The organism is Staphylococcus debuckii, from assembly GCF_003718735.1.
Lineage (GTDB): Bacteria > Bacillota > Bacilli > Staphylococcales > Staphylococcaceae > Staphylococcus > Staphylococcus debuckii.
Map to the genome: position 1 here is coordinate 617,036 of NZ_CP033460.1, position 22,677 is coordinate 639,712.

The window sequence follows — 22,677 nt, forward strand, 5'->3', positions numbered from 1 at the left end:
AAGATAGCAATGCAAATACCATTTAGTCCGCCACAAATCTCTGAAGACGCTATTGATAGCGTAGTGGAAACATTAAGAAGCGGTTGGATCACAACTGGACCAAAGACCAAACAATTTGAAGATGCTTTAACAGAATACATGGGTACGCAAGGTACGGTGTGCATGAATTCAGCTACTGCAGCTTTAGAAATGACTTTGCGATTATTAGGCATCGGACCTGGAGATGAGGTTATTACTTCTGCCTATACATACACAGCTTCCGCTTCAGTCATTGATCATGTCGGCGCCCAAATCGTATTAGTCGATACGCAGAAGGATTCTCTTGAAATGGACTATGCACAATTAGAAGAAAAGATTACAGAAAATACGAAAGCGATTATTCCTGTAGATATTGCTGGTCAATTGTGTGATTATGAAAAGATTTTTGAAATTGCGGAAAATAAGCAAGCATTATTTTCAACTGAAAATGAAATCCATCAAAAATTGAATCGAATCGCGGTCATTGATGACGGGGCGCATTCATTCGGTGCTAAGAAAGGTGAGTTGCGAAGCGGTCGTTTTGCAGACTTCACAACTTTCTCGTTCCATGCAGTTAAAAATTTAACGACTGCAGAAGGTGGCGCGGTAACTTGGACAGAAGATTATGCCAAGTATGGTATTGATATCGCTAAAAGATTTAAAACTTCTATTTTACACGGCCAAAGCAAAGATGCATTTTCTAAAATGCAAAAAGGAAATTGGGAATATGACATTGAAGCGTTAGGCTATAAATTCAATATGACGGATATCAACGCGGCCATCGGATTGGATCAATTAGATAAGTACGAAGAGAACTTGAAACGTCGCAAAGAAATCGTGAAGCTATATGAAGCACATTTAAATCCTGAATTATTAACTACTTTGAAACACTTTGATAATGACAAGGAATCAAGTTGTCACTTATTCCTAACATGGATTAAAGGAGCTTCAGAAGAACAACGTAATCAAATTATCACACGTCTAGCTGAAGAAGGCATTGCGTCTAATGTACATTACAAACCGCTTCCGATGTTCACGGCATATCAAAATTACGGTTTTGATATCAAAGATTATCCTAATGCTTATGCGCATTATAAAAATGAATTATCGTTACCTTTATATCCTCAACTCACTGACGAAGAAGTAGAATACATCGTAAAACATGTGAATCAAGCAGCAAATGAGGTTTTAATATGAAGAAAATATTAATTTTAGGTGTAGCGCCCGTGCAAGCAGAAGCTATTGAAAAATTGAATGATATGGGATATGAAACCTATGCGCTTGCAATGAAGAAAGACGGACCAGGCGCGGATGCAGCTCAGCACTTTGCAGAAATTAATATTATAGATGAAACGGCAGTAGCTGAATATATCCGAGAAAATAAAATTGACGCTGTATATTCTGTCGGCTCGGATTTAGCTATGCCTGTAGCTAATAAATTATCTGAAGAACTAGATTTGCCGCACTTTGTAAGTTATGAAACTGCCTATGCATGTAATCATAAAGATGACATGCGTAATCGGACGAAAGGCATCACAGGTTCTGTCCCTTTTGAAATTACTCAAGATGCCAACCATAAAACAGCAATTGAGTATCCGGTTTTCGTAAAACCTACAGACGGACAAGGGCAACGCGGTATTTCTTTAGTAGAAACAGAAGCGGAATTACCTGCAGCAATCGAAAGAGCTGTAGATCATTCAAGAGAAGGCGCTGCGATTATTGAACGCTATATAGAAGGTTATGAAATCAGTGTGAATGGTTACGTAGTAGACGGCCAGCTGCAATTCACACTCGTTTCCATGCGTGAAACATGGCCGCAACACCCAGGTCTTATTCATAAGCATGTGATTGATCCAGAAACCAAGTTTCCTATGGCATCAATCGAAGCTGCCATCCAAGCACATTTAGAAACCTTGCATATCGATAATGGGCCAGTTTACGCGCAAGTGAAAGTGATGAATGATGAAGCTTTTATTATTGAAATTACACCGCGATTTGATGGGTGTCATATGCACAAATTAATTCAATACTACAATGAAGATGATTTACTGGGAAAAACATTCAAACACCTTTTAGAAGGTGAAAAACCTTCATTTACAAATCAAAAAGAAGTACACCCAGTTGTTTTAGAATTTATGTGTGAGGTTCCTAATCAGACCATCGATTATCAACAGTTTGAAACACCTGAGGGCACAGTAGAATCCTATCGTTATTACAGCCAAGGTGATATGATTCGTCCAGTCAATGGTGTTTATGATAAAGTCGGCTTCTTTATTTATCCTTTAAAAAAGGAGGAAAACTAAATGGCCTTTCGAATCACAGGAGGAACAGGTCTTTTAGGTCGTTACTTTACTGAATTGTTAGAAGAGCATAATGAAGAATATACAGTGCTGTCACGCCAAGCCGCTCATCTTGAACAACATCCTCAACGCATCCAGACTGATTACTCTCAAGCATCTTTAGAAATGATTTTTCAAGAGGGTGACATTATTGTTCACTTAGCAGGTGGCAGGGGGCCGAAGAAAGAAATCAGCGCTTATACTTCAGAATTGCAGCTGGCGCAAAATATTTTTGATGCGGCAGCTGCCAAAAAGTGCAAGAAAGTGATTGTGGCTTCTTCTATCTCTGTCTATTCAGAAACTGAAACTTTGCCATGGCAGGAAAACGCCGCAAGCGAAGCGATGCCCAAGTCATTATACGGTTTGAATAAAAGATATATTGAAATGTTGGCAGATTATTACACAGTACATTTCGGTTTGGATATCACTTGTTTACGCTTTTCACATTTATTCGGCGCTAACGAGCAAAATAATTACATGATTAATTATTTTATGCGCTTAGCGTACTTAAACCAACCACTCACAGTGATGGGGGCGAGCAATGTGAAACGAGAATTTCTGTATGCTAAAGATGCTGCACAAGCGATTTGGCAGGCGAGTCAGCAGGAAACGAAAGCCTTGATTTTAAATGTCAAAGGCAGTGAAACATTGACCAACCTCGAAGTGGCTGAACAGATCAACACAGCGTTTGCTAACCAGGCACCGATTGAACGCAAAGATGAAGATGTCAAAGATTTCTTTGCGCCTTCTTATATGAATGGTACGCGAGCTGAAGCAGCCATAGCTTATACACCACAATATGCTTTTGGCGAAGCCTTGCAAGAAATTTATCACGAAATGGAGCTACATGATGATGAAATACCAGAAAAATATTAAACGTGTATTAGATGTAGTGTTGTTTATCGCATTATTGCCGATACTCTTATTAGTAGCTTTGCCGGTCGGTCTGGCAATTAAAGCAGAAGACCGTGGAAGCATTCTTTATAACGGGAAACGCCTTGGAGCAGGCATGCTCCCATTTAAGATGCATAAGTTCAGAACTATGAAAGAAAACGCAGCAGATATCCGTAATGAAGACGGTAGTACATTTAACAGTGACAATGATCCACGTGTTACACGTATTGGCAGCTTTTTAAGAAAATCCAGTATAGATGAATTGCCTCAGCTCTTAAATGTCTTAAAAGGAGATATGAGTTTTGTTGGGCCACGTCCAAGCCCGCTAGGCAATGAAGAGCGTTATCCTGATTATTATATTGAGAAGTTTCATGTGAAACCAGGCATTACAGGCTTGACGCAAGCATTGCTCAGAAATAGTGCTTCGATGGAAGAACGTATGCGTTTAGATGCATTTTATGCACAAAATGTCGGCTTTAAAATGGATGCATTTATTATTTATAAAACAATAGCTACAGTCTTGTTGCAAAAAAATATCAATCAGAAATAGAAGGGGAAGGAAACCATATGCATAAAGAATTGATTCTGTTGACGAATTATTTCCCTTATTACAAAGGTGAGGAATATTTAGAAGAAGAAATTAATTATCTTGCAGAAGAGTTTGATCATATTACGGTGATTCCTACGATGGTAAGCCCATCCATGCAGTTAACACGTACTGTTCCAGGCTCTGCTACTGTCTTGGATCTGCCTTTTCCGCAAGGGTTGAAGAATAAAGCAGTGAACTTTCTGAAGACAGCGCCGCATATTATGTTGAATCGCAGTCGTCTGAAAGGGATTGGTCAGAATGCAGGTTCGCTCAACCCTTATAAATGGATGTATAATCTGTACTTTGAAGCGCGTACAGATGCCATTTATTATGATTTGGTTCATTCGGGTTTGCTGCCGGAAAATGACAAAGATACTCAATTGTACCTTTATAGTTATTGGTTCTATATTACTGCCAACTTAGGTACCAAGCTGAAATATGAGTATTATGGTGATACTTCAATTCCGTTGATTTCTCGTGGCCATGGCTATGATGTCAATGACTATATCAAACCTTTTAGTTTCTTGCCTATGCGTAAAGGGATGTTGTCACGTGTCGATACGCTTTATCCTGTATCGGATACCAGCAGTCAATATTTGCAGAAGAAATTCCCGAAATATGCTGATAAGATAGAAACAAGACGTTTAGGGGTCGGGAAGGGAGATTTCCAAGTTTCTGAACGCAATCCGATGTTGATTGTGAGTTGTTCAACGATTCGCCAGTTGAAACGTTTAGATGTCATTATCGATGCTTTAGCGCAGTTGAATGAAGCGGGTTATGTATTTAAATGGGTACATATCGGTGATGGTCCGGATACTGAAAAGATTAAAGCACGAGCTGCTGAAAAATTAAATGCAGATGAATATGAATTTATCGGGCGTCTACCAAATCAAGAGGTGCGTCAATGGTATCATGATTATAATCCTTCACTGTTTGTGAACACTTCGGAATCAGAAGGGGTGCCGGTTTCAGTCATGGAAGCCATGGCTAATGCGATTCCGGTAGTTGCATCAGACGTAGGAGGCACCGCAGAAATCGTGAAACCTGAATATAATGGTTTGCTGATCGGCGCTGATTTAAGCGTGGATGATACAGCCTCTGCGATTGAAGATTTTATTCAAATGTCAGATGAACAGTATCTGTATTATGCTGAGGGTGCTTATCAAAGCTGGAAAGATTTAAGTGACTCAGAAACACTCTATACCTCTTTTGCGCAAGCGTTAGTCGAGAGAGGACAAGATTGCAAATAGCATAGTGAAATGTGAAGTGCGGCATGACGGCATTGGAGAGGCAGGTTGGGAATTGGTGTGAAATTGTATCAATCTTTTCTTGATGTATTGGTGTGAATGCTTATTGCGAGAAGCAGTCGCTTTCAAATGAGGCGCAGCGCCGATTTAATGCAATTCGATATCACCTATGATAAAACGATTAAAATTAATTTATAAAAATGCAACGTTCGAAATACAAAATAAAAAGTAATGAATGAGTGAGTAGGTGGGAGTTTGACCAGATTATTAAGATGGAGCATACTTGGTGCGGCAGTGATAGTCCTCGCATTGGGAATAATATTCTCAAATATCAATTTGCTATTTAGTGCGCTCTTGTTATTCTTTCTGAACAATATTATATATGGATTTGAATCGTTCAACAGACGGATCATTTTCTTTATGTTTAATGTGACTTTCTTTGTTTTTTTAATGGGAAGAATGTTTGTCAGCCAAGTCTTCCACTACAAAGAAAAGGAATTTAAATTATTAGGGACTTACTTTACGGATCAGTCTACGATTATCAATATTTTGATTATGCTGAGTTTAAGTTTGTTCTGTTTATACTTAGGTTATGCACTGCTAGATCGTAACATTCATCGCAGTTTCGATCGCTATATTCCTGAAGAAACGGATTATATTAGAAATATTCGTACCATCAGCTTAATTGTCTTTGCGATTGCAATTGTCTTTAAATTGATTTATTTAGCTGGTGCCATTCAAGCATCACAATCACTAGGTTATTATGCCTATTTTTCAACTTTTAAATCGAGTTTGCCAGGACCCTTAGTTTTAATCAGCAGAATGTTCCCGATTGCTTTTTTCGTCTATCTCGCAACGTTGCCTGCTATTAAACGGGCTTGGATTCCGATTCTTGCTTATCTATTTGTAGATGGTCTATCAGTTTTAACAGGTTCGCGTTCTGATTTTATGTTGGACGTATTGATTCTGTTTATCTATTTCTGTTACCGAAATCAAATTGCAGAGAAAACGCAGACGTATAAATGGTTCGGAAAGAAGACTTTGATTACAGGTATTATTGCGGCGCCTGTGCTTTTGGCTTTAATGAACTTTGTAGGGAATAACCGTGGCAGCACGTCGACTAGCAGTAATTCAGTGCTGGACTCTTTAATGTCGTTCTTCTTTTCCCAAGGAATCAGTGTGAACGTCATCGGTTATACGATTGAAAAAGCAAAAGAAATTCCAGATAAAATTTATTCAATTGGACCTTTAACAGAATACATTAAATTCAATTTGTGGGGTAATTTGACTGGCGGACATGGAGGTTGGTCAGGCCAATCTGTAGATCGTGCATTGGAAGGGTATCAATATTCTCATACGATTTCTTACGTCATAATGAAAGATTTGTATTTAAAAGGTGTAGGTTACGGCTCAAGTTTCGTGGCTGAACTGTATCATGACTTCGGGTATGCCGGTATTATTCTCGGCAGCATGATTATTGGATTATTGATCGGATGGTTTACTAAAATGCTGACATCTAAGCATATTATCGTGATTGCAATTGCTTTAATTATGGCTAGAATGACTTTATTTATTCCACGTGCCAGCACAATTGCATTTATCATCGATACATTCTCACCAGCGAATATCTTTACAGCTATCGTGATTTTTGCCGGCGAACGTGTGTTACGACCTTATCTCAATCGCAGAAGGAAAAAATCATAAACGGGAGCTAATAGTATGAATCAAAGAAGAGCTGGAGCAATTATTTCCTACATATCCATATTCGGTAATATTTTAGTAGCGGTGTTATATACACCTTTCTTCATCCGTACGCTCGGAACTTCCGAATATGGATTATATAACTTAGTCCTTTCATTCTTAGTTTACTTGAATATTATGGACCTTTCATTCGGGAATACGATTGCTAAATACCTATCACAAAACAGAGTCAACGGCTCTAAGAAACAAGAGTCGCGTATCCTCGGCAATATCTTGAATATTTATTTCTTGTGCTCGCTCATGATTGGATTGTTGGGCGTGATTTTGTATTTTAATGCAGATGCTATCTTCGGTCAGTCTCTTGGACCGAAGCAATTATCAGAACTGAAATTGATGTTGATTTTTATCATTATCAATATCATGATTTCATTTTATCCAGGTATCTTTAATGGTATCTTACAAGCCTATGAATATTTTGCGATTGCAAAAACAATGCTGCTCATTCGTGTCATAGCACCTTCTATTATTGCAACGCCATTTTTATTAATGGGTTATGGGGCAGTGACAATTATCGTTATTACTTTAAGCGTTAACTTTTTAGTCTTAGTGCTTGGAATGATAATGTGTCGATCACGTGTGCAGATCAAATTTGATTGGCGCGGTTCGGTGAATCTTACAAGTTTAATTCAGCAGAAAGAATTAAATGTTTATCTAGGCCTCGTGCTAGTCTCAATTGCCATTGAACAATTGACTTTAAACTTCGGCCAAATGATATTAGGTGCCATTAACGGTACAGTAGCAGTTGCGATATTTGTTATCGCTGTGCAGTTTGTTAAGATTTTCCAGCAGTTTGCGACTTCTATCAATAATGTGACTTTCCCGAGATTTTCCATGTTAGTAGTGGAGGGAGCCGATAACGATACGTTATTAAATGAAATGACGCGTGTCAGCCGGATTCAATTGATTGTATTAACATTTATTTTATCAGGCTTTGTTATTTTCGGTGAAAACTTTATTGTGATTTGGGCAGGCCCCGATTTCAGACCTGCATACATCATGACGGTAGTATTAATGTTTACGATTACCTTCCAGCTTTCGCAATTGCCGGCTGTGAGTATTATTCAAGCACATAACCGCCAGACATTCCGTTTTATTGTCTTAGCAGCAACCTTGTTGATTGCTATCGTAGGGGCAGTGATTACGGCACCGCAATACAGTGGCTATGGAGTCTCGTTATCAATCGGTATCTTTAGTTTCTTAGGTTACACATTGATAATGAATGTGTACTACCATCGAAAAATCGGATTGGATATGCAGAAGTTTTGGCTTGAAATGGGTAAAATCTGGTTGCCGATGATAGTAATGACTGCAGTTTACTATTTTGTTTATCAATGGATAGCTGAACATTTCGGCAAAGGTTTAATTATTTTAGGCATCAATATTATTGTGTATTCATTACTCTATTCTGTCGTATTATGGACTGTTATTATGAGTAACAGTGAAAAGAAAATCGCATATCATATTCTAAATCGCTTTAATCCTAAAAAAGGAAGTAAAGCACATTAAAAAAGAATCTTGCCCGAGAGCGAGATTCTTTTTTATATGAACTGCATGAAATGAGGTCGGCAGTTTTGTAATTAATTTTTAGTGAGACTGTTTTTCAGAAACGAATTCTTTATCATAGTAGTTGCTGCGGATACTCAATTCACTATCAAACTTTTTGAAACCGTCGCGTTCAATTAAAGTTTTTTCTTTTGAGAATAAATCTGTTCCGAGTCCAAGACGATGTCCTTTAATTTCTACACCCATAGCTGAAAGGATAGTTGGATAGAAATCAAGTGGCGCATATTGACGCTGTTTAGTTTGATGTGGTTTTACAGCAGGATTTAAAATCAAATTGAACACAGTACGATTGTATTTTGAATCGAAGTGCTTAAAGAATTTTTTATCCATACTGCGGTGATCCCCAGTAATAACAATAGTCGTATTATCGTAGAATGGTTGTGCTTGAATCCATTTAATAAATTTCACAGCTTCTTCATCAGAATAGGAGATTGCATTAGCGTATTGGCTTTTATGCGGAGTTGGCGCATTTTTTGAAAGGTAGCCGTCTGGGAAATGCGTATCTGCTGTTTCCATTGTGAAATTAAACGGTTTGCCTGCTTTAGAAAGACGTGTAATTTCATCTTTCGCAAATCCGTAAAGTTTGTCATCTTCAAATCCCCACCACACGTTGTAATCTTTAGGAATTAATTTTTGCTGACGCGCATATTTCACATCAAAGATTTTATAATGCCCGTGTGTAGTGAAGTAAGTTGTCAGACCGCCGAAATCAGCATCTGCACCGAACATAATTGTTTGGTTATAACCTTCTTTATGCAAGAGATCTCCGATACCGACTGCTCCTGGCAAGAAGTAACCAGATTTGCCATAGCTGTTCCCGTTCATCGGTATTTTCAGAGGAATCCCCATCCCCATATTGACCATACCAGCAACAGACCAACCTGAACCGTATATTTGCTGAGGTCCTCCAAATGGTTTGTCCGTATTGGAAAAATGAACACCCTCATTTGAAAGCTTTGTCAGATTCGGAATTAAATTTTCATCCATATAGCCACCTAGTGATTTAGAAGTATAAGAATTCTCCATTGATTCTAAGTAGATATGAATTAGATTGCGTTTTTGTTTCGGAAACTTCAAGTGTGCTGCTTCGCTAGTGACATAATTATCTTCAATATATTTTGAATCTTGATTATAGGCGCGATAGACTTCTGGGAGTTTCAATTTATTAGAACTGTAATAAAGACCAGAGATTAAAACTGCTGTCGCAATAATCAATAAACCGAAACGAATGACGGTACGTTTAAGGAATGTTTTGCACCTTGAGTTGTGAGCCATTGGATGTTGAAGCGGTTGAAAGCAATTAAGAACAACAGCGGCAATGAATAGAAGATGGCCTTTAAAATCGGACCATTCAACATTGCACTTGTCATATCGTCGCTTGTACCTTTAATTGGTGAATTGAGATTGAATAAGAATTGTTCCGGCGTAATATTACCGAAGAAATCAATAAACCAATCAGCAAAGAAAACTGCAAGCAAGCCAATGACAGTGAATAAAATAATTACTATATTGATGAGCGCATCTGTCCAAGCGCGCTTTGGTGCTTGATGTTCAAATTGCAAACGTCGATTCAACACGGCTTGCACTAACATTAAAATAGTTCCTAAAATACCAGCTAAAATAATATATTTTAAAGCAAAGGATGTTTGATACATTTTCGGTAATAAGGTATTCGGTTTATGAAGATAAAGAATCAATATACCGATAACGCTAGCGTTGATAAAGATAGTGTAGAAAAAGAATGAGGCGATCCATTTGAAAATGGAAACCTTGCGGCGGATTAATAAGCAATCGAGCACTGTAAATAGGATACCGATAGCCAAATAAATAACTAATTGAATCATGATGTTGTGTCTTCTCCTTAACTAGATGTTAAATATTGAATGTATTTCTCATATTAGAGGGTTGATAATATATAATTTTACTATCGGAGTAGAAAAAAGTCATTAGAAACTTTGGTGAACATTGAAAAAAAGATGAGACTTTCGTGGAGTGATAGCGGGAGATAGTTAGGTTGGGTTGAAAGAGGAAGACAACTCGGGATGGTGAGAGTGTATAGGCTGCGAGAGCGAGCTTCAACGCTTTGGCTCTCACAATGAGCCGGCAGCCTAACTTTTCGCCCCATACCATAAAATAGCCCGAGCCGCTCCCGTCGCTCCACACCTTTTTAAATATCTTCTTTAATTTTAATATTCACCAGTTTATTAAAAATTTCATCCAACTTCTCTAAAGATAATTTGCCACCGCTTTCGTTATTAATATTATAACAATTATCTACATGATTCCATTCACCCATCGCTTGAATAGAAGCTTCAAAGACACGTGCAACCAGACTGATAGGAATGTCGCTGTCGATTTCAATTTTATCTCTATTATTTTCAATATCTTCTCGTAATTTATCAATAAAGATAGAAGTTGCGGTTTCAAAGAATTTGGCATCATGTTTTTGCTTTTCACTAATCTTATTAATAGGAAAATCAATAAATGCAGCAATAGATTGGAAAGGCTGTTGAATACGTTCGCGAACATCTTTATCAAAGTAGTCTTGAGTTAGATTATGCAGTAAATAAGACAGTAAATCATATTTATCAAAAAAGTGTTTGTAAAAAGTAGTTCGGTGTACCAGCGCTTCTTCACAAATCATATTCACTGTGATGGAAGAAAAGGGTTTATTTTCAAGCAAACTCAACAGTGATTCTGATAAAGCGCGTTTCGTTTTAACCACGCGTAGATCTTTCGGGTTCAATTCTACATCTCCTCCTTAGTGTAGTTTAACCTTATAAATAGATTGAATTATATCTGTACAGGCAATAATTAACCATGTAGCATATGTGATACGTAATTAATCTACTGTGTAGAATAAACTATACTGTATATTTAAAGAGGAGGCAATACTTTGGCAAAGTTTCTTTATAAAATCGGTTCATTTATTGCGAAACACAAATGGTGGGCCCTTGTCGCATGGGTCGTCTTAATTGCAGCAGTACTTTCACCGATTGCAATAGATAAACCCAAATTTGATAACGACATCAAAATGACCGGTTTAAAATCTATAGACACGAATAAGAAAATAGAAAAGCATTTTAATGTAGATAGTGAAAAAGCCACCATTACAGTGGTGATGAAATCACATTCTAAAGATGGAATAGTGAAAAAAGACGTCATGAAAGACGTTCAAAAAACCTTAGATGACATCAAAGATGATGACAAACATGTAGATAAAATCACAGATCCATATAAAAACAGACAAATCAGCAAAGATAAAACTACAGCCTTTGCAGATATTCAATATGATGTTTCAGCTACATCCTTAAGTAATAAAAGTAAAGATAAAGTCACAGATAATTTAGATGACTTGAAAGATAAACATAATCTGGAAACTGAATTAACAGGTAATGGTATGAGCGGCAGCGTAGATACAGGTGGTGCTTCAGAAATCATCGGTATCGCAGTAGCCTTTATCGTCTTGTTAATTACATTCGGTTCATTTGTCGCAGCAGGATTACCGATTATTTCAGCGGTCGTCGGCTTAGTAACCAGCGTCAGCATTATCGGTTTAATGACTAAAATCGTGGATGTGCCGAACGTTACGCTCACACTCGCAGTCATGATTGGACTCGCAGTCGGTATCGACTACGCACTCTTTATCTTATTCCGATATCGTCAAATTATTAAAGAAGAGCGCGACGTTCCTAAAGCAGTCGGTTTAGCAATTGGTACGGCAGGCGGCGCAGTTATTTTCGCCGGTATTACCGTAATTATCGCAGTTTGCGGACTTGGACTTATCGGCATCAAATTCTTAGGTATCATGGGTTACATGTCAGCTATCAGTGTCTTCTTCGCAGTAATCAGTGCACTGATGCTAGTACCGGCGCTAATCAGTATTTTCCATAAAGCGATTCGACCGAAAGTAGAACGCAAATCACGTAAAACTGCAGACACACGCTGGTCTCGCTTTGTCGTTGGCAGTCCGCTTGCAGCTGTATTAGTCGGTGTAATTATTTTAGGTTTAGCTGCTATGCCGATTTCACAAATGCGTTTAGGTATACCAGATGACGGTGTTAAACCCGATCATACCACGCAAAAGAAAGCTTATGACATAATGAGCGACAAGTTCGGAGAAGGCTTTAACGGTAAAATTCCGATGCTTGTGAATGTTAAAGATAAAAAAGACAATCCAGAAGAAATGCAAAAAGACTTGAAAAAATTAAGCAAAGACATCAAAGACATGGATAATGTCGACATGGTGACTCCACCGCAAATGAGTAAAAACAATGACTATGCCTTGATTACAGTTATTCCAGATAAAGGACCGCAAGCCAAAGGCACAGATGATCTCGTGAAAGACTTGCGAGACTATCATGATGATGCCAAAGATAAATACAGCTTCTTAACTGAAATCTCAGGCCAAAGCGTAATCAACTTAGACATGTCTAAGAAATTGAACAATGCGATTCCTGTCTTTGCAGGTATCATCGTTGCATTAGCATTCTTATTATTAATGCTCGTCTTCCGTTCAATTATCATTCCATTGAAAGCAGTAGGCGGCTTCTTGCTCTCCTTAACTGCTACACTTGGATTTACAACACTCGTCATGCAAGAAGGCTTTATGAAACAACTTTTCGGTGTCCACGAGACCGCTCCTGTCCTAGCCTTCCTGCCAGTCATCGTCATCGGTATCCTCTTCGGATTAGCGATGGACTACGAAGTATTCTTAATGTCCCGAATTCACGAAGAGTATAGTCGAACTCGCGATAACAAACACTCAATTAAAGTGGGTATCCGAGAAAGCGGCCCTGTAATCATTGCGGCAGCCCTTATCATGATAAGCGTCTTCATGGCCTTTGCCATCCAAGACGACGTGATGATTAAGACAATGGGTATCGCACTCGCATTCGGTGTCTTCTTCGATGCCTTTGTGGTCAGATTATTGATGATTCCAGCACTTACCGCTTTATTCGGCAAAGCAGCGTGGTACCTGCCAGCATGGTTGAACCGTATCTTGCCGAAAATCGATATCGAAGGACATGCCTTAGAAGACATGATGCCACGCGAAGATTACATTACAGAACAAGAAGAACGCGCAGCACAACGTCGCAAATACAGTGTAGTCAACGAGGAAACCGCAGATACACGCAACCTTTACAAACAATTGCGCAACACAACAGACCAACCGAACCACCTTATCTATGACGCGTTGCTGCTGTATGCGAAAGATCATGCACCAGAAATTTACCGAGAATATACTGGAAAAGAAAACTCTGGAGAGCAGGGAGAAATGGAAGACACCTCCCAACGCAGTCTGCATCCACATAGTGGCAGCGGCTATAATGAGGTCGGTCATGATGAAAATCATCCGCACACTACAGAAGCACCAAGTATCATTCAAGGTAATGGAACAACAAGATATAGCACGCCAAATGCACAACAACGCGAAGATTTATATCGTCTCTTAAGCCAACAAAGCAAGAACATCAGCGAAATGAACGATATTATCAAACACTTAATTAACAAAAACAATAAATAGTAGTTAAAGCAAGCGGAGCCGGACATTGTTATGTCCCAGCTCCCTTACTTTGTTTCCAAAAACTTTTAAAAAGATTTAACAAATCGAGTATAAGTAGTGCCAAATAGTTGATATATCAAGGTTTGCAAATAAATAAGATGCGATTAACATATATAAGAGAAGGTTTATTATTTTCAATTTTATGGGAAATAAAATATAATTCTAGATTGTATTCTGCTTCACACTCGAAGCAGCCAATCAATGTTATTTCTATATACAGACAAGGAGCAACATACAATGAATGACTTAACGGTTATCATTACTTACTATAACTCAGAAGAATATATTCGTGATTGTATTGAAAGTTTGAAGCAACAACGTAATCAAAATTTTGATGTAATCATCGTGAATGACGGTTCTACTGATGATTCAGAAACTATTTTAAAAGAAGCACTCGAAGATTATGATAAATCTATCCATTATATCAACTTGCCAGAAAATCAAGGACATGCGCATGCTAGAAATTTGGCGATGCAAGACGTAACGACACCTTACTTTATGTTCTTAGATGCAGATGATCAACTAGCAACGTACGCGATTAATTTTTATTTGAAAAATATCAATGGGCTCGATGCATTAATTGCGCCAATTAATAATTTCAGTGTCAATCGACCGCAGTACATCGACCCCAATAAAGTCAGATTGGAATATATGAAGGCCAAGCACAATCCGAATTCCTTTTTACGTAAGAATACAGCATGTAATATCCTGTTTAAAACAGCAATTGTGCAAGCACATAATTTACAATTCGACGAGCATTTGAAAACCTATGTCGATAATTCATTTGTAGTGGATTATCTTCCATATGTAAATCGGTTCGTGCGTATCTTTGGTTTCCCATTTTATTATAGAGGCGAAGTTTATGACCCGTTTGAAACTGAGAAATTGACTGCACAAGATGCCGATGAATTATTCGAAGATTACGCGGATAGTTATCTGCATACTGTGCAAAAGACGAAGAATAAGAAAGTGAAGCGCTTCTTGACAGATAAAATGGCGAAGAAAATCCGCCATGTGTTTGATCCGGCGCAAAAGGATATTGGATTCCATTATGCACAACATGAAAATACTTTGGTCGAATTAGCACGCAAAATTAAAAGACCGCTTCTCGAACAAGGTGGCGCCTTATTCAAAGTTGAAATGCTCTTTCTCATGTTGCGTCAACCGAAAGCAGCTTATACTGTCAACCGTACACGAGAATGGATTCGTCTCATGAAAAATATTGTCTTGAACCAAAAAGGCAAGAATCGTTCTATTTATGAACTGACAGATGCACGGGAAAATGTGGAGAATACTACTATCGTCTTTGAAACATTCGGCGGTAAAAATTATAGCGATAGTCCTAAATATATTTATGAATATATGCAGGAGAAATATCCTTACTATAATTATGTTTGGTCCTTTAAAAAACCTTCTGCACACGCTGTGCCAGGAAATGCGCAAAAGGTGAAGCGGGGTTCGAAAGCTTATTATAAAGCCTATTCGGATGCCCATTACTGGGTAGCCAACGCCCGCATGCCATTATATTTGAATAAAAAAGCAAACCAGACATACATTCAAACTTGGCACGGCACACCTTTGAAACGCTTGGCTAATGATATGAAAGTGGTACGTATGCCTGGAACTACAACATCAGCTTATAAACGTCATTTCAAAGAGGAAACAGAGCGCTGGGATTATTTAATTTCACCCAACCGTTATTCCACAGAAATTTTCGAGTCTGCCTTTTGGATGAATCCAGAACGCATCTTAGAAATCGGTTATCCACGTAATGATGTGCTGGTCAATCGCCAAGATGATCAAGCTTATATAAATGAAATCAGAGAAAACTTGAACATTCCTCAAGATAAGAAAGTCATCACCTACGCACCGACTTGGCGTGATGATGAATTTATCAAGAGAGGTCAGTATTTATTTAAACTACAAATCGATTTAGATCACTTGCAACAACAAATCGGTGATGAATATGTGATATTACTGCGCATGCATTATTTAATAGCGAACGCTTTAGACTTAAGCGGCTACGAAGATTTTGCAATCGATGTTTCTAATTATGAAGACACATCAGAAATTTTCTTGATTTCAGACGCCTTAATTACAGATTATTCGTCAGTCATGTTTGATTACGGCATCTTGAAACGCCCGCAATTCTTCTTTGCGTACGATATTGAAAAGTATGATAAAGGACTGCGTGGCTTCTACATGGACTATAAAAATGATTTACCGGGTCCTATATTTACTGATCCGCATGCATTGTCAGAAAGCTTGAAAGATATTCCGAAAGTGAAAAGGGACTATCAAGAGAAAATCGATGCCTTTTACGACCGCTTCTGCAGCATTGAAAACGGTAAAGCTTCTCAATATATCGGTGACATGATTCATAATCATATAGAACAAAATAAATAGTAGTATGTCGAGCAGAGTCCCTCACTTAGGCGGTTCTGCTTTTCATATGCTTTCTTTTCCAGAAAAGGGCTATAGTAAAAGAGAGGTGAACGCGATGAGTACAGAAAAAGTGATTTATTCTATCGGCCATTCAAATCATGATCAAGCGACATTCTTAAAGATGCTTCAGACTTTCGATATCGAAGCCTTGGAAGATATTAGAGCCTTTACCAAGAGTCGCAAATATCCGCAATTCAATGATGCGCAGATGCGGGAATGGCTGGAGGAGGCCGGTATTGAATATCGTCAAGACCCTGAGCTAGGGGGCAGACGCCGTCCGAGCAATACAGTCGGCCGTTCGCTCAATGCAGGCTGGCAGAATGAATCCTTCCATAATTATGCCGACTATACTTTGACAGATGCGTTTAAGGATGGAATTCATACTTTAGAAAAAATTGCGGAAGAGAAGCGGACTGCTTATATGTGCGCCGAACATCATCCGGCACGTTGCCATCGGTTAATTGTGAGTAATTATCTGGTCGCCAAAGGATGGAAAGTGTTGCATATTATGCAAAATAATAAAGGTGACATTATTACGCAAGAACATCGATTAGGACAATGGGGCGCTATGCCGATTATAGAAGATGATGGAGAAGTAGTGTATCCAGAAAATACAGATTGATGCGGATATATTGGCCAAGATGGAGAGCAACGTGTCCAATATATCTGCAAAATTGGAACAACGACCACGCCACCATTCAACCCCATATCAAATTCTGCCCAACTCTCCCAGTATTTTTTTTTAGAAAAAGTTCACAAATCCGCTGCAATTATATGGCATTCTATCCTGAAAAATGAGATCCTGCTTATAAGAAGTGAATATTCTAGCAAGCGAGGGATTAGGAATGAAGAAATTAATCGAAGTGGTAGGCGCAGTCATTTATGACCATGACAAAATATTATGCGCACAACGCAGTAAACAAATGAGTTTGCCCTTATTATGGGAATTTCCGGGCGGTAAGATTGAACAAGGCGAATCAGATGTCGAAGCCTTGAAACGCGAAATCCGAGAAGAGATGAAATGTGATTTAGAGGTCGGAGAGAAAATTACGACGACGACGCATGAATATGACTTTGCGATTATTCAACTCACTACATATCAATGCAAATTGCAAGCACAAATGCCAACGCTTACTGAACATAGCCAAATCCAATGGTTGAGCGTAGAAGACTTGCATCAACTGGAGTGGGCACCGGCAGACGTTCCGACAGTCGATTTATTGGTTGAGAAGGGTTAATGGCCTATGGAAAATGCTATCGATGATTTGAAATACTCCTTGCATAAAGGATTTATCGACCGTTCCATTGTGCATCAAGGCCATCATGTACCGAAACTATTAATTAATAACGCAGAAGAAAATGTATTATCGACGGTCATTGATGAATTGCAAAAATGCCAATCATTTATGATTTCAGTCGCGTTCATTACAGAAAGCGGTTTAGCGAGCTTAAAAGCACACCTTTATGATCTCGCGCAAAAAGGAGTCAAAGGCAAAATACTGACTTCGAATTATCTCGGATTCAATACACCGAAAATGTATGAAGAATTATTAAAGTTGGAAAATGTTGAGGTCCGTTTAACAGAAGTGCCAGGATTTCATGCAAAAGGATATATTTTCGAACATGATCAATTTTCATCCTTAATCGTTGGCAGTTCAAATTTAACTTCCAATGCACTTAAAGTGAATTATGAACATAATATTCTTTTTTCAACCCATCAAAATGGAGACTTAGTGCATCGTGTGAAGCATCAATTCACGGACTTATGGAATCAGAGTACGCCCTTAACACCAGAGTGGATTGCGTATTACCGCGAAGTGTATCAACCGCAAGCAGTGCAACGCGTGTTTGAAGATAGCCAAAGACAAACTGAGATGATTAATCGTGTGGATGAAGCGGCACAGATTGAGCCTAACTTAATGCAAGTCGAGGCATTGCAATCTTTGAGCAGCGTACGCGCACGAGGAGAGGACCGAGCACTGATAATCTCGGCAACCGGAACAGGGAAGACGATTATGTCTGCTCTCGACGTCCGCCAAGCAGAACCTGAGCGTTTCCTTTTCGTAGTGCATAGCGAAACCATCTTGAATGATGCGATGCGGGCTTACCAGAAAGTCTTAACCACAGAACCCGCTTCGGCTTTCGGCAAATTATCTGGCCAGCATAAAGATATGGATGCGAAATATTTATTTGCGACTGTGCAGACGTTGTCCAAAGAACAGATCCATACGCAATTCGACCCGGCAGCTTTCGACTATATTGTCTTTGATGAAGCCCATCGTTCAGCCGCCGACACTTATCAGCGCATCTTCCATTATTTCAAACCGCAATTTATGCTAGGTATGACAGCGACACCAGAACGTACCGATGATTTGAATATCTTTGAACAATTCAATTATAATGTCGCTTACGAAATTCGTCTGCAAAAAGCCTTGGAAAGTGAAATCCTCTGCCCGTTTCATTACTTTGGCGTTTCCGACTATGTCCAAGACGGAATGGTAGTAGATGATAATAGTCAGTTGCGGTATCTGACTTCAGACGAACGCGTGAAATATATACTTGACCGGACGCACTATTATGGTTATTCCGGCGACGTGCTGAAAGGGTTGATCTTTGTCAGCCGTAAACATGAAGCGGTAGAACTCGCTGAAAAACTCACTCAGCAAGGGATAACAACGACTGCTTTAACAGGTTCAGATTCACAGCAACGCCGAAATACCGTGATTCAACAGCTTAAAGACGGAGAAATTAATTACATTATCACCGTTGACCTTTTCAATGAAGGGATCGATATACCTGAAATCAACCAAGTCGTCATGTTGAGAGGAACGCAATCCAGCATTATTTTTGTCCAGCAGCTCGGACGCGGCCTGCGTAAAAGTGCCAACAAAGATTACGTGACCGTCATTGATTTCATCGGCAATTATAAGAACAACTATCTGATTCCGATTGCGTTATCAGGCGACCATTCACACAACAAAGACAATTACCGTAAATTCTTGACGGATAACGCACCCCTAAGAGGCGTGTCGACCATCAATTTTGAAGAAGTCGCGAAGAAAAAAGTCTTCGAATCCATACAAAGCGCGACCCTAAACGAAATGAAAATGATTGTAGAAGCTTACCAGAACGTGAAGAATCGTATCGGCAGAACCCCGACCCTGATGGACTTTATCGAACAGAATTCCCTAGATCCAGACGTTCTTTTGTCGAAATTCGCGAACTACGAAATCTTTTTAGAAAAGAAAGCTCAAGTGACACCCCGCATTTCTGAGAGTGCCTCTAAAAACTTGACCTTCATGTCCAAAGAATTGGCTCAAGGCTTGAAGAGTTCGGATTATATGACGATTGAGGTGTTGTCAGAACAAGATGAGAGTTTCGAAAGTTTAGTGAAGAAGCTACAAGCAAGAGATAGTGAGATTAGTGAAGCGGACGTACAAACAAGTTTAAGAATACTCGATCAATCCTTCTTTAAAAAAGGAACCGATAAACATTACGGGCCGCCTATTATTAATATCAAGCATCACGGTAAAAAAATTCAATTGAGCGAGCACTTTAAAAAGAATATGCAAAATAAAGCATTTCGGGCGCATTTGGATGATTTGATGCAACTTGCACATTATAAACACATCAATCATTATCATAATAGTAATAGCTTACAACTCTATCAGAAATACTCAAGAAAAGATTTTGTGCGCATTATGAATTGGCAGAATGATGAATCTGCGACTGTTTATGGTTATAAACAAAAATACCAAACACTGCCTGTCTTCATTACGTATCACAAAAAAGAAGATATTAGTGAAACTACTGCCTATGAAGATGAATTTTTAAATCAAGATGAACTGAAGTGGTTCACACGTTCTAATCGTTCATTGAAGTCGCCAGAAGTACAAAATGTGATCCATCATCAAGAATTAGAGACACCCATGTATATGTTTGTGAAAAAAGAAGATGCAGACGGCAAAAATTTCTATTATTTAGGAACCGCCCGCTATATAGAAGGAACCGCTGAAGACGCACAAATGCCAGACGGTAAAAATGTAGTAACCATGCATTTGGCTATGGACACACCCGTTCGTGATGATGTATATCGCTATTTAGTAGAGAAATAAAGGTAGAAACCTGGCTCATAGTGGAGTCAGGTTTTTCTCTAGTGAGAAAATAGGGTATATTTAAGATAAGCATTAATCGAAAGGAATTAAATTAATTGGCTATTACACGTAATTATGAAGAAACCCATAAAAAATTGTTAGAAGTGAGTTTGAAAAATTTTTTAGCAAATGGATTTGATCAAACAAAGTTAAGACAGATTTGTCGCGATGCAGAAGTGACGACAGGAGCTTTTTATAAACACTTTAAAAATAAAGAAGAAATTTTTAGAGAAATTGTTATGCCTCTTATTATTAAAATGAAAGAAGCTTACCAAAAGAGATATACTGACTTTTTTGAATTTAATACTAAACAAGATGTGGTAAAAAAATGGGCCGCTAACAATGATGAAATGTATATCTTTATTGATTTGTTTTATGATAACTATGAGGTGTTTACTTTATTATTTTTTAATGCCCAAGGTACAAAATATGAGAATATACTTGAAAAAGTAACACAGTACAGCGAAGAAAATACTCATAAATTTTACAAGGTCCTTTTTCCTAATTCTGAACCACTCAACAAAGAGAAAGTTCATTTTTATACTTATGCGTATTTTGCGGCAATGTTAGATGTTTTGCGACATCAGTTTAGTAGGGAAAAAACAAAGGAATTATCTACTGATTTACATGATTTTGTGTTGCCGGGTTGGTTTAATTTTATGAATATAAAAAGTCTTGCTAATTAAGAAAGTTAAGACTATAATCATAAATGAGATTGATTCTCATTTATTTTTTGACTAATAGATAACACTGTTATCTTATTTTTTAATCTTTAAGATTACACTGTTATCTAAAGGAGGTAACTTTTATGCAAAATGAAAAAATTAACGTTAAGGATTACATTAATATCGGAGTATTTACTGCTATCTATATTGTTATTTTTATGATAGTAGGTATGATGGGGTTCATTCCGATATTGCTCTTTATTTATCCAGGTGCTATAGGATTAGCGTGTGCTTTGCCTATATTTATATTAATTTCTAAAACTAGAAAATTTGGAGTTCTTTCGATTACAGCTGTGATACTAACTCTTTTCATGCTCGTGACGGGTCATCCTTGGTTCGGCATATTAATATCGTTGCCAGCAGGAATCATTGGCGATTGGATTATGAAACTAGGCAGTTATAAAAATTGGATGAATTTATTAAGCGGTTATTGTGTTTTTTCACTATGGGTTTTAGGAGGATTTGCGCCTTTCTTCTTTGTTAGAGAAAATTATTTTAAACAATTAGAAAAAGGTTACGGTAAAGATTACGTTACTGCTATCAGTACGTTATTTTCTTATGAAATGATTCCAGTTTTAATCCTAGTCTGTGTAATCGGAGCAGCTATTGGAGCTTGGATCTCGAGAGGTCTGTTGAAAAAACATTTTACCAATTTGGTGAATTGAAATGTGGGCTGCTAATGAAAATAAAAAATTTTTAGATCCTCGAATATGTTTAATATTAAGTCTTATTGTCTCCATTGCTTCAATGATTGGAAAAATTGAAGGACCAGGAATTTATTATAGATTAGCTGTAATTTTAATACCTGTATTTCTTTTGTTTTGGATTAAAAAGTGGATAATGAGTAGCTTGTTTTTTATTATTTTACTTTTAAGTTGGCTCTATGAGATTAAAATAGGACTGATGACTTCTAATATGTATACATTAATCGGATATATTATTTCGAATATTGTTACGAGATTTTTACCTTCTATATTGATGGGTTATTTTATCATTAACACTTTAACTGTAGATAAATTTATAAGAGGATTAGATTTATTAAAATTGCCGAGAGGTTTAATTATTTCAATAGCAATTATGTTCAGATTTATACCGACTCTAATTGAAGAACATCATTATATTAAAAGTGCAAATAAAATGAAAGCTAACTTCACAGATTCTTATATTATAACTTTGCCGGTTATATCCCAACTTGTGCCGATTATTCATAGTGCTTTACGAATTTCCAACGATTTAACAATGTCAGTATTAACAAGAGGTTTAGACATTAATAATACGAGAACTTCTATCATCCAACTAAAAATGAAATTTATTGATTATGCAATTTTAGGGATTACTATTGTATTGCTATATTTTAATTTAATTACGTGAGGTTG

The 22,677-nt window shown here is 37.9% G+C and carries 18 protein-coding genes; 15 read left to right on the forward strand and 3 right to left on the reverse strand.

Features of this window, described 5'->3' with window-relative positions; all coding sequences use genetic code 11:
* Positions 1 to 9 precede the first annotated feature (9 nt).
* The 7 genes from CNQ82_RS02710 (at position 10) to CNQ82_RS02740 (ending at position 8,354) form a co-directional block, all read left to right on the forward strand.
* Positions 10 to 1,215, forward strand: a complete 1,206-nt coding sequence (locus CNQ82_RS02710; RefSeq protein WP_123143976.1) for a DegT/DnrJ/EryC1/StrS family aminotransferase — start codon at positions 10 to 12, stop codon at positions 1,213 to 1,215.
* Positions 1,212 to 2,321 (forward strand): ATP-grasp domain-containing protein, encoded by a 1,110-nt coding sequence (locus tag CNQ82_RS02715; RefSeq protein WP_123143977.1) that lies wholly within the window; start codon positions 1,212 to 1,214, stop codon positions 2,319 to 2,321. Before CNQ82_RS02710 ends, CNQ82_RS02715 begins: the two co-directional genes overlap by 4 nt.
* On the forward strand, positions 2,322 to 3,233 hold the full coding sequence (locus CNQ82_RS02720) for an NAD-dependent epimerase/dehydratase family protein (RefSeq protein WP_123143978.1): 912 nt from the start codon (positions 2,322 to 2,324) through the stop codon (positions 3,231 to 3,233).
* The gene (locus CNQ82_RS02725) at positions 3,211 to 3,801 is read left to right on the forward strand and encodes a sugar transferase (RefSeq protein WP_123145626.1); all 591 of its coding nucleotides are present in this window, start codon (positions 3,211 to 3,213) and stop codon (positions 3,799 to 3,801) included. The genes CNQ82_RS02720 and CNQ82_RS02725 overlap by 23 nt, the downstream gene beginning before the upstream one ends.
* Before the next feature lie 17 nt (positions 3,802 to 3,818).
* Complete coding sequence (locus CNQ82_RS02730; RefSeq protein WP_123143979.1) at positions 3,819 to 5,090, forward strand: glycosyltransferase; 1,272 nt, start codon at positions 3,819 to 3,821, stop codon at positions 5,088 to 5,090.
* 291 nt (positions 5,091 to 5,381) lie between these two features.
* Positions 5,382 to 6,791 (forward strand): O-antigen polysaccharide polymerase Wzy family protein, encoded by a 1,410-nt coding sequence (locus CNQ82_RS02735; protein ID WP_240624936.1) that lies wholly within the window; start codon positions 5,382 to 5,384, stop codon positions 6,789 to 6,791.
* Between the two features lie 15 nt (positions 6,792 to 6,806).
* Positions 6,807 to 8,354: an oligosaccharide flippase family protein gene (locus CNQ82_RS02740; RefSeq protein WP_123143980.1), complete on the forward strand. Its 1,548-nt coding sequence runs from the start codon at positions 6,807 to 6,809 to the stop codon at positions 8,352 to 8,354.
* Between the two features lie 78 nt (positions 8,355 to 8,432).
* Here the strand turns inward: CNQ82_RS02740 and CNQ82_RS02745 are convergent, their stop codons facing one another.
* The 3 genes from CNQ82_RS02745 to CNQ82_RS02750 all read right to left on the reverse strand — a co-directional run bounded on the left by CNQ82_RS02745 (position 8,433) and on the right by CNQ82_RS02750 (position 11,157).
* On the reverse strand, positions 8,433 to 9,686 hold the full coding sequence (locus tag CNQ82_RS02745) for an LTA synthase family protein (protein ID WP_206125369.1): 1,254 nt from the start codon (positions 9,684 to 9,686) through the stop codon (positions 8,433 to 8,435).
* Positions 9,623 to 10,255 carry a hypothetical protein gene (locus CNQ82_RS13210; RefSeq protein WP_206125370.1) on the reverse strand — a complete coding sequence of 211 codons (633 nt, stop codon included), beginning with the start codon at positions 10,253 to 10,255 and terminating at the stop codon, positions 9,623 to 9,625. Before CNQ82_RS13210 ends, CNQ82_RS02745 begins: the two co-directional genes overlap by 64 nt.
* A 323-nt stretch (positions 10,256 to 10,578) precedes the next feature.
* A complete protein-coding gene (locus tag CNQ82_RS02750; protein ID WP_123143981.1) occupies positions 10,579 to 11,157 on the reverse strand; it encodes a TetR/AcrR family transcriptional regulator in 579 nt (192 codons plus the stop codon).
* Between the two features lie 150 nt (positions 11,158 to 11,307).
* On the opposite strand from CNQ82_RS02750, the gene CNQ82_RS02755 reads away from it, so the two are divergent.
* From CNQ82_RS02755 to CNQ82_RS02790, 8 genes are all read left to right on the forward strand, one after another.
* Positions 11,308 to 13,938: an MMPL family transporter gene (locus CNQ82_RS02755; protein WP_123143982.1), complete on the forward strand. Its 2,631-nt coding sequence runs from the start codon at positions 11,308 to 11,310 to the stop codon at positions 13,936 to 13,938.
* Positions 13,939 to 14,214: 276 nt separating this feature from the next.
* A complete protein-coding gene (locus CNQ82_RS02760) occupies positions 14,215 to 16,383 on the forward strand; it encodes a bifunctional glycosyltransferase/CDP-glycerol:glycerophosphate glycerophosphotransferase (RefSeq protein ID WP_123143983.1) in 2,169 nt (722 codons plus the stop codon).
* Positions 16,384 to 16,477: 94 nt separating this feature from the next.
* Entirely contained in the window at positions 16,478 to 17,044 is a 567-nt protein-coding gene (locus CNQ82_RS02765) for a DUF488 domain-containing protein (RefSeq protein ID WP_123143984.1), read from the forward strand.
* A 223-nt stretch (positions 17,045 to 17,267) separates the two neighbouring features.
* Positions 17,268 to 17,660 (forward strand): (deoxy)nucleoside triphosphate pyrophosphohydrolase, encoded by a 393-nt coding sequence (locus CNQ82_RS02770; protein WP_123143985.1) that lies wholly within the window; start codon positions 17,268 to 17,270, stop codon positions 17,658 to 17,660.
* Between the two features lie 6 nt (positions 17,661 to 17,666).
* Positions 17,667 to 20,537 (forward strand): DEAD/DEAH box helicase, encoded by a 2,871-nt coding sequence (locus CNQ82_RS02775; RefSeq protein ID WP_123143986.1) that lies wholly within the window; start codon positions 17,667 to 17,669, stop codon positions 20,535 to 20,537.
* 95 nt (positions 20,538 to 20,632) lie between these two features.
* On the forward strand, positions 20,633 to 21,262 hold the full coding sequence (locus CNQ82_RS02780) for a TetR/AcrR family transcriptional regulator (RefSeq protein ID WP_123143987.1): 630 nt from the start codon (positions 20,633 to 20,635) through the stop codon (positions 21,260 to 21,262).
* Positions 21,263 to 21,384: 122 nt separating this feature from the next.
* Positions 21,385 to 21,966, forward strand: a complete 582-nt coding sequence (locus tag CNQ82_RS02785; RefSeq protein WP_123143988.1) for an MptD family putative ECF transporter S component — start codon at positions 21,385 to 21,387, stop codon at positions 21,964 to 21,966.
* A 1-nt stretch (position 21,967) separates the two neighbouring features.
* Positions 21,968 to 22,672, forward strand: a complete 705-nt coding sequence (locus CNQ82_RS02790; RefSeq protein ID WP_123143989.1) for an energy-coupling factor transporter transmembrane component T — start codon at positions 21,968 to 21,970, stop codon at positions 22,670 to 22,672.
* Positions 22,673 to 22,677: the final 5 nt, after the last annotated feature.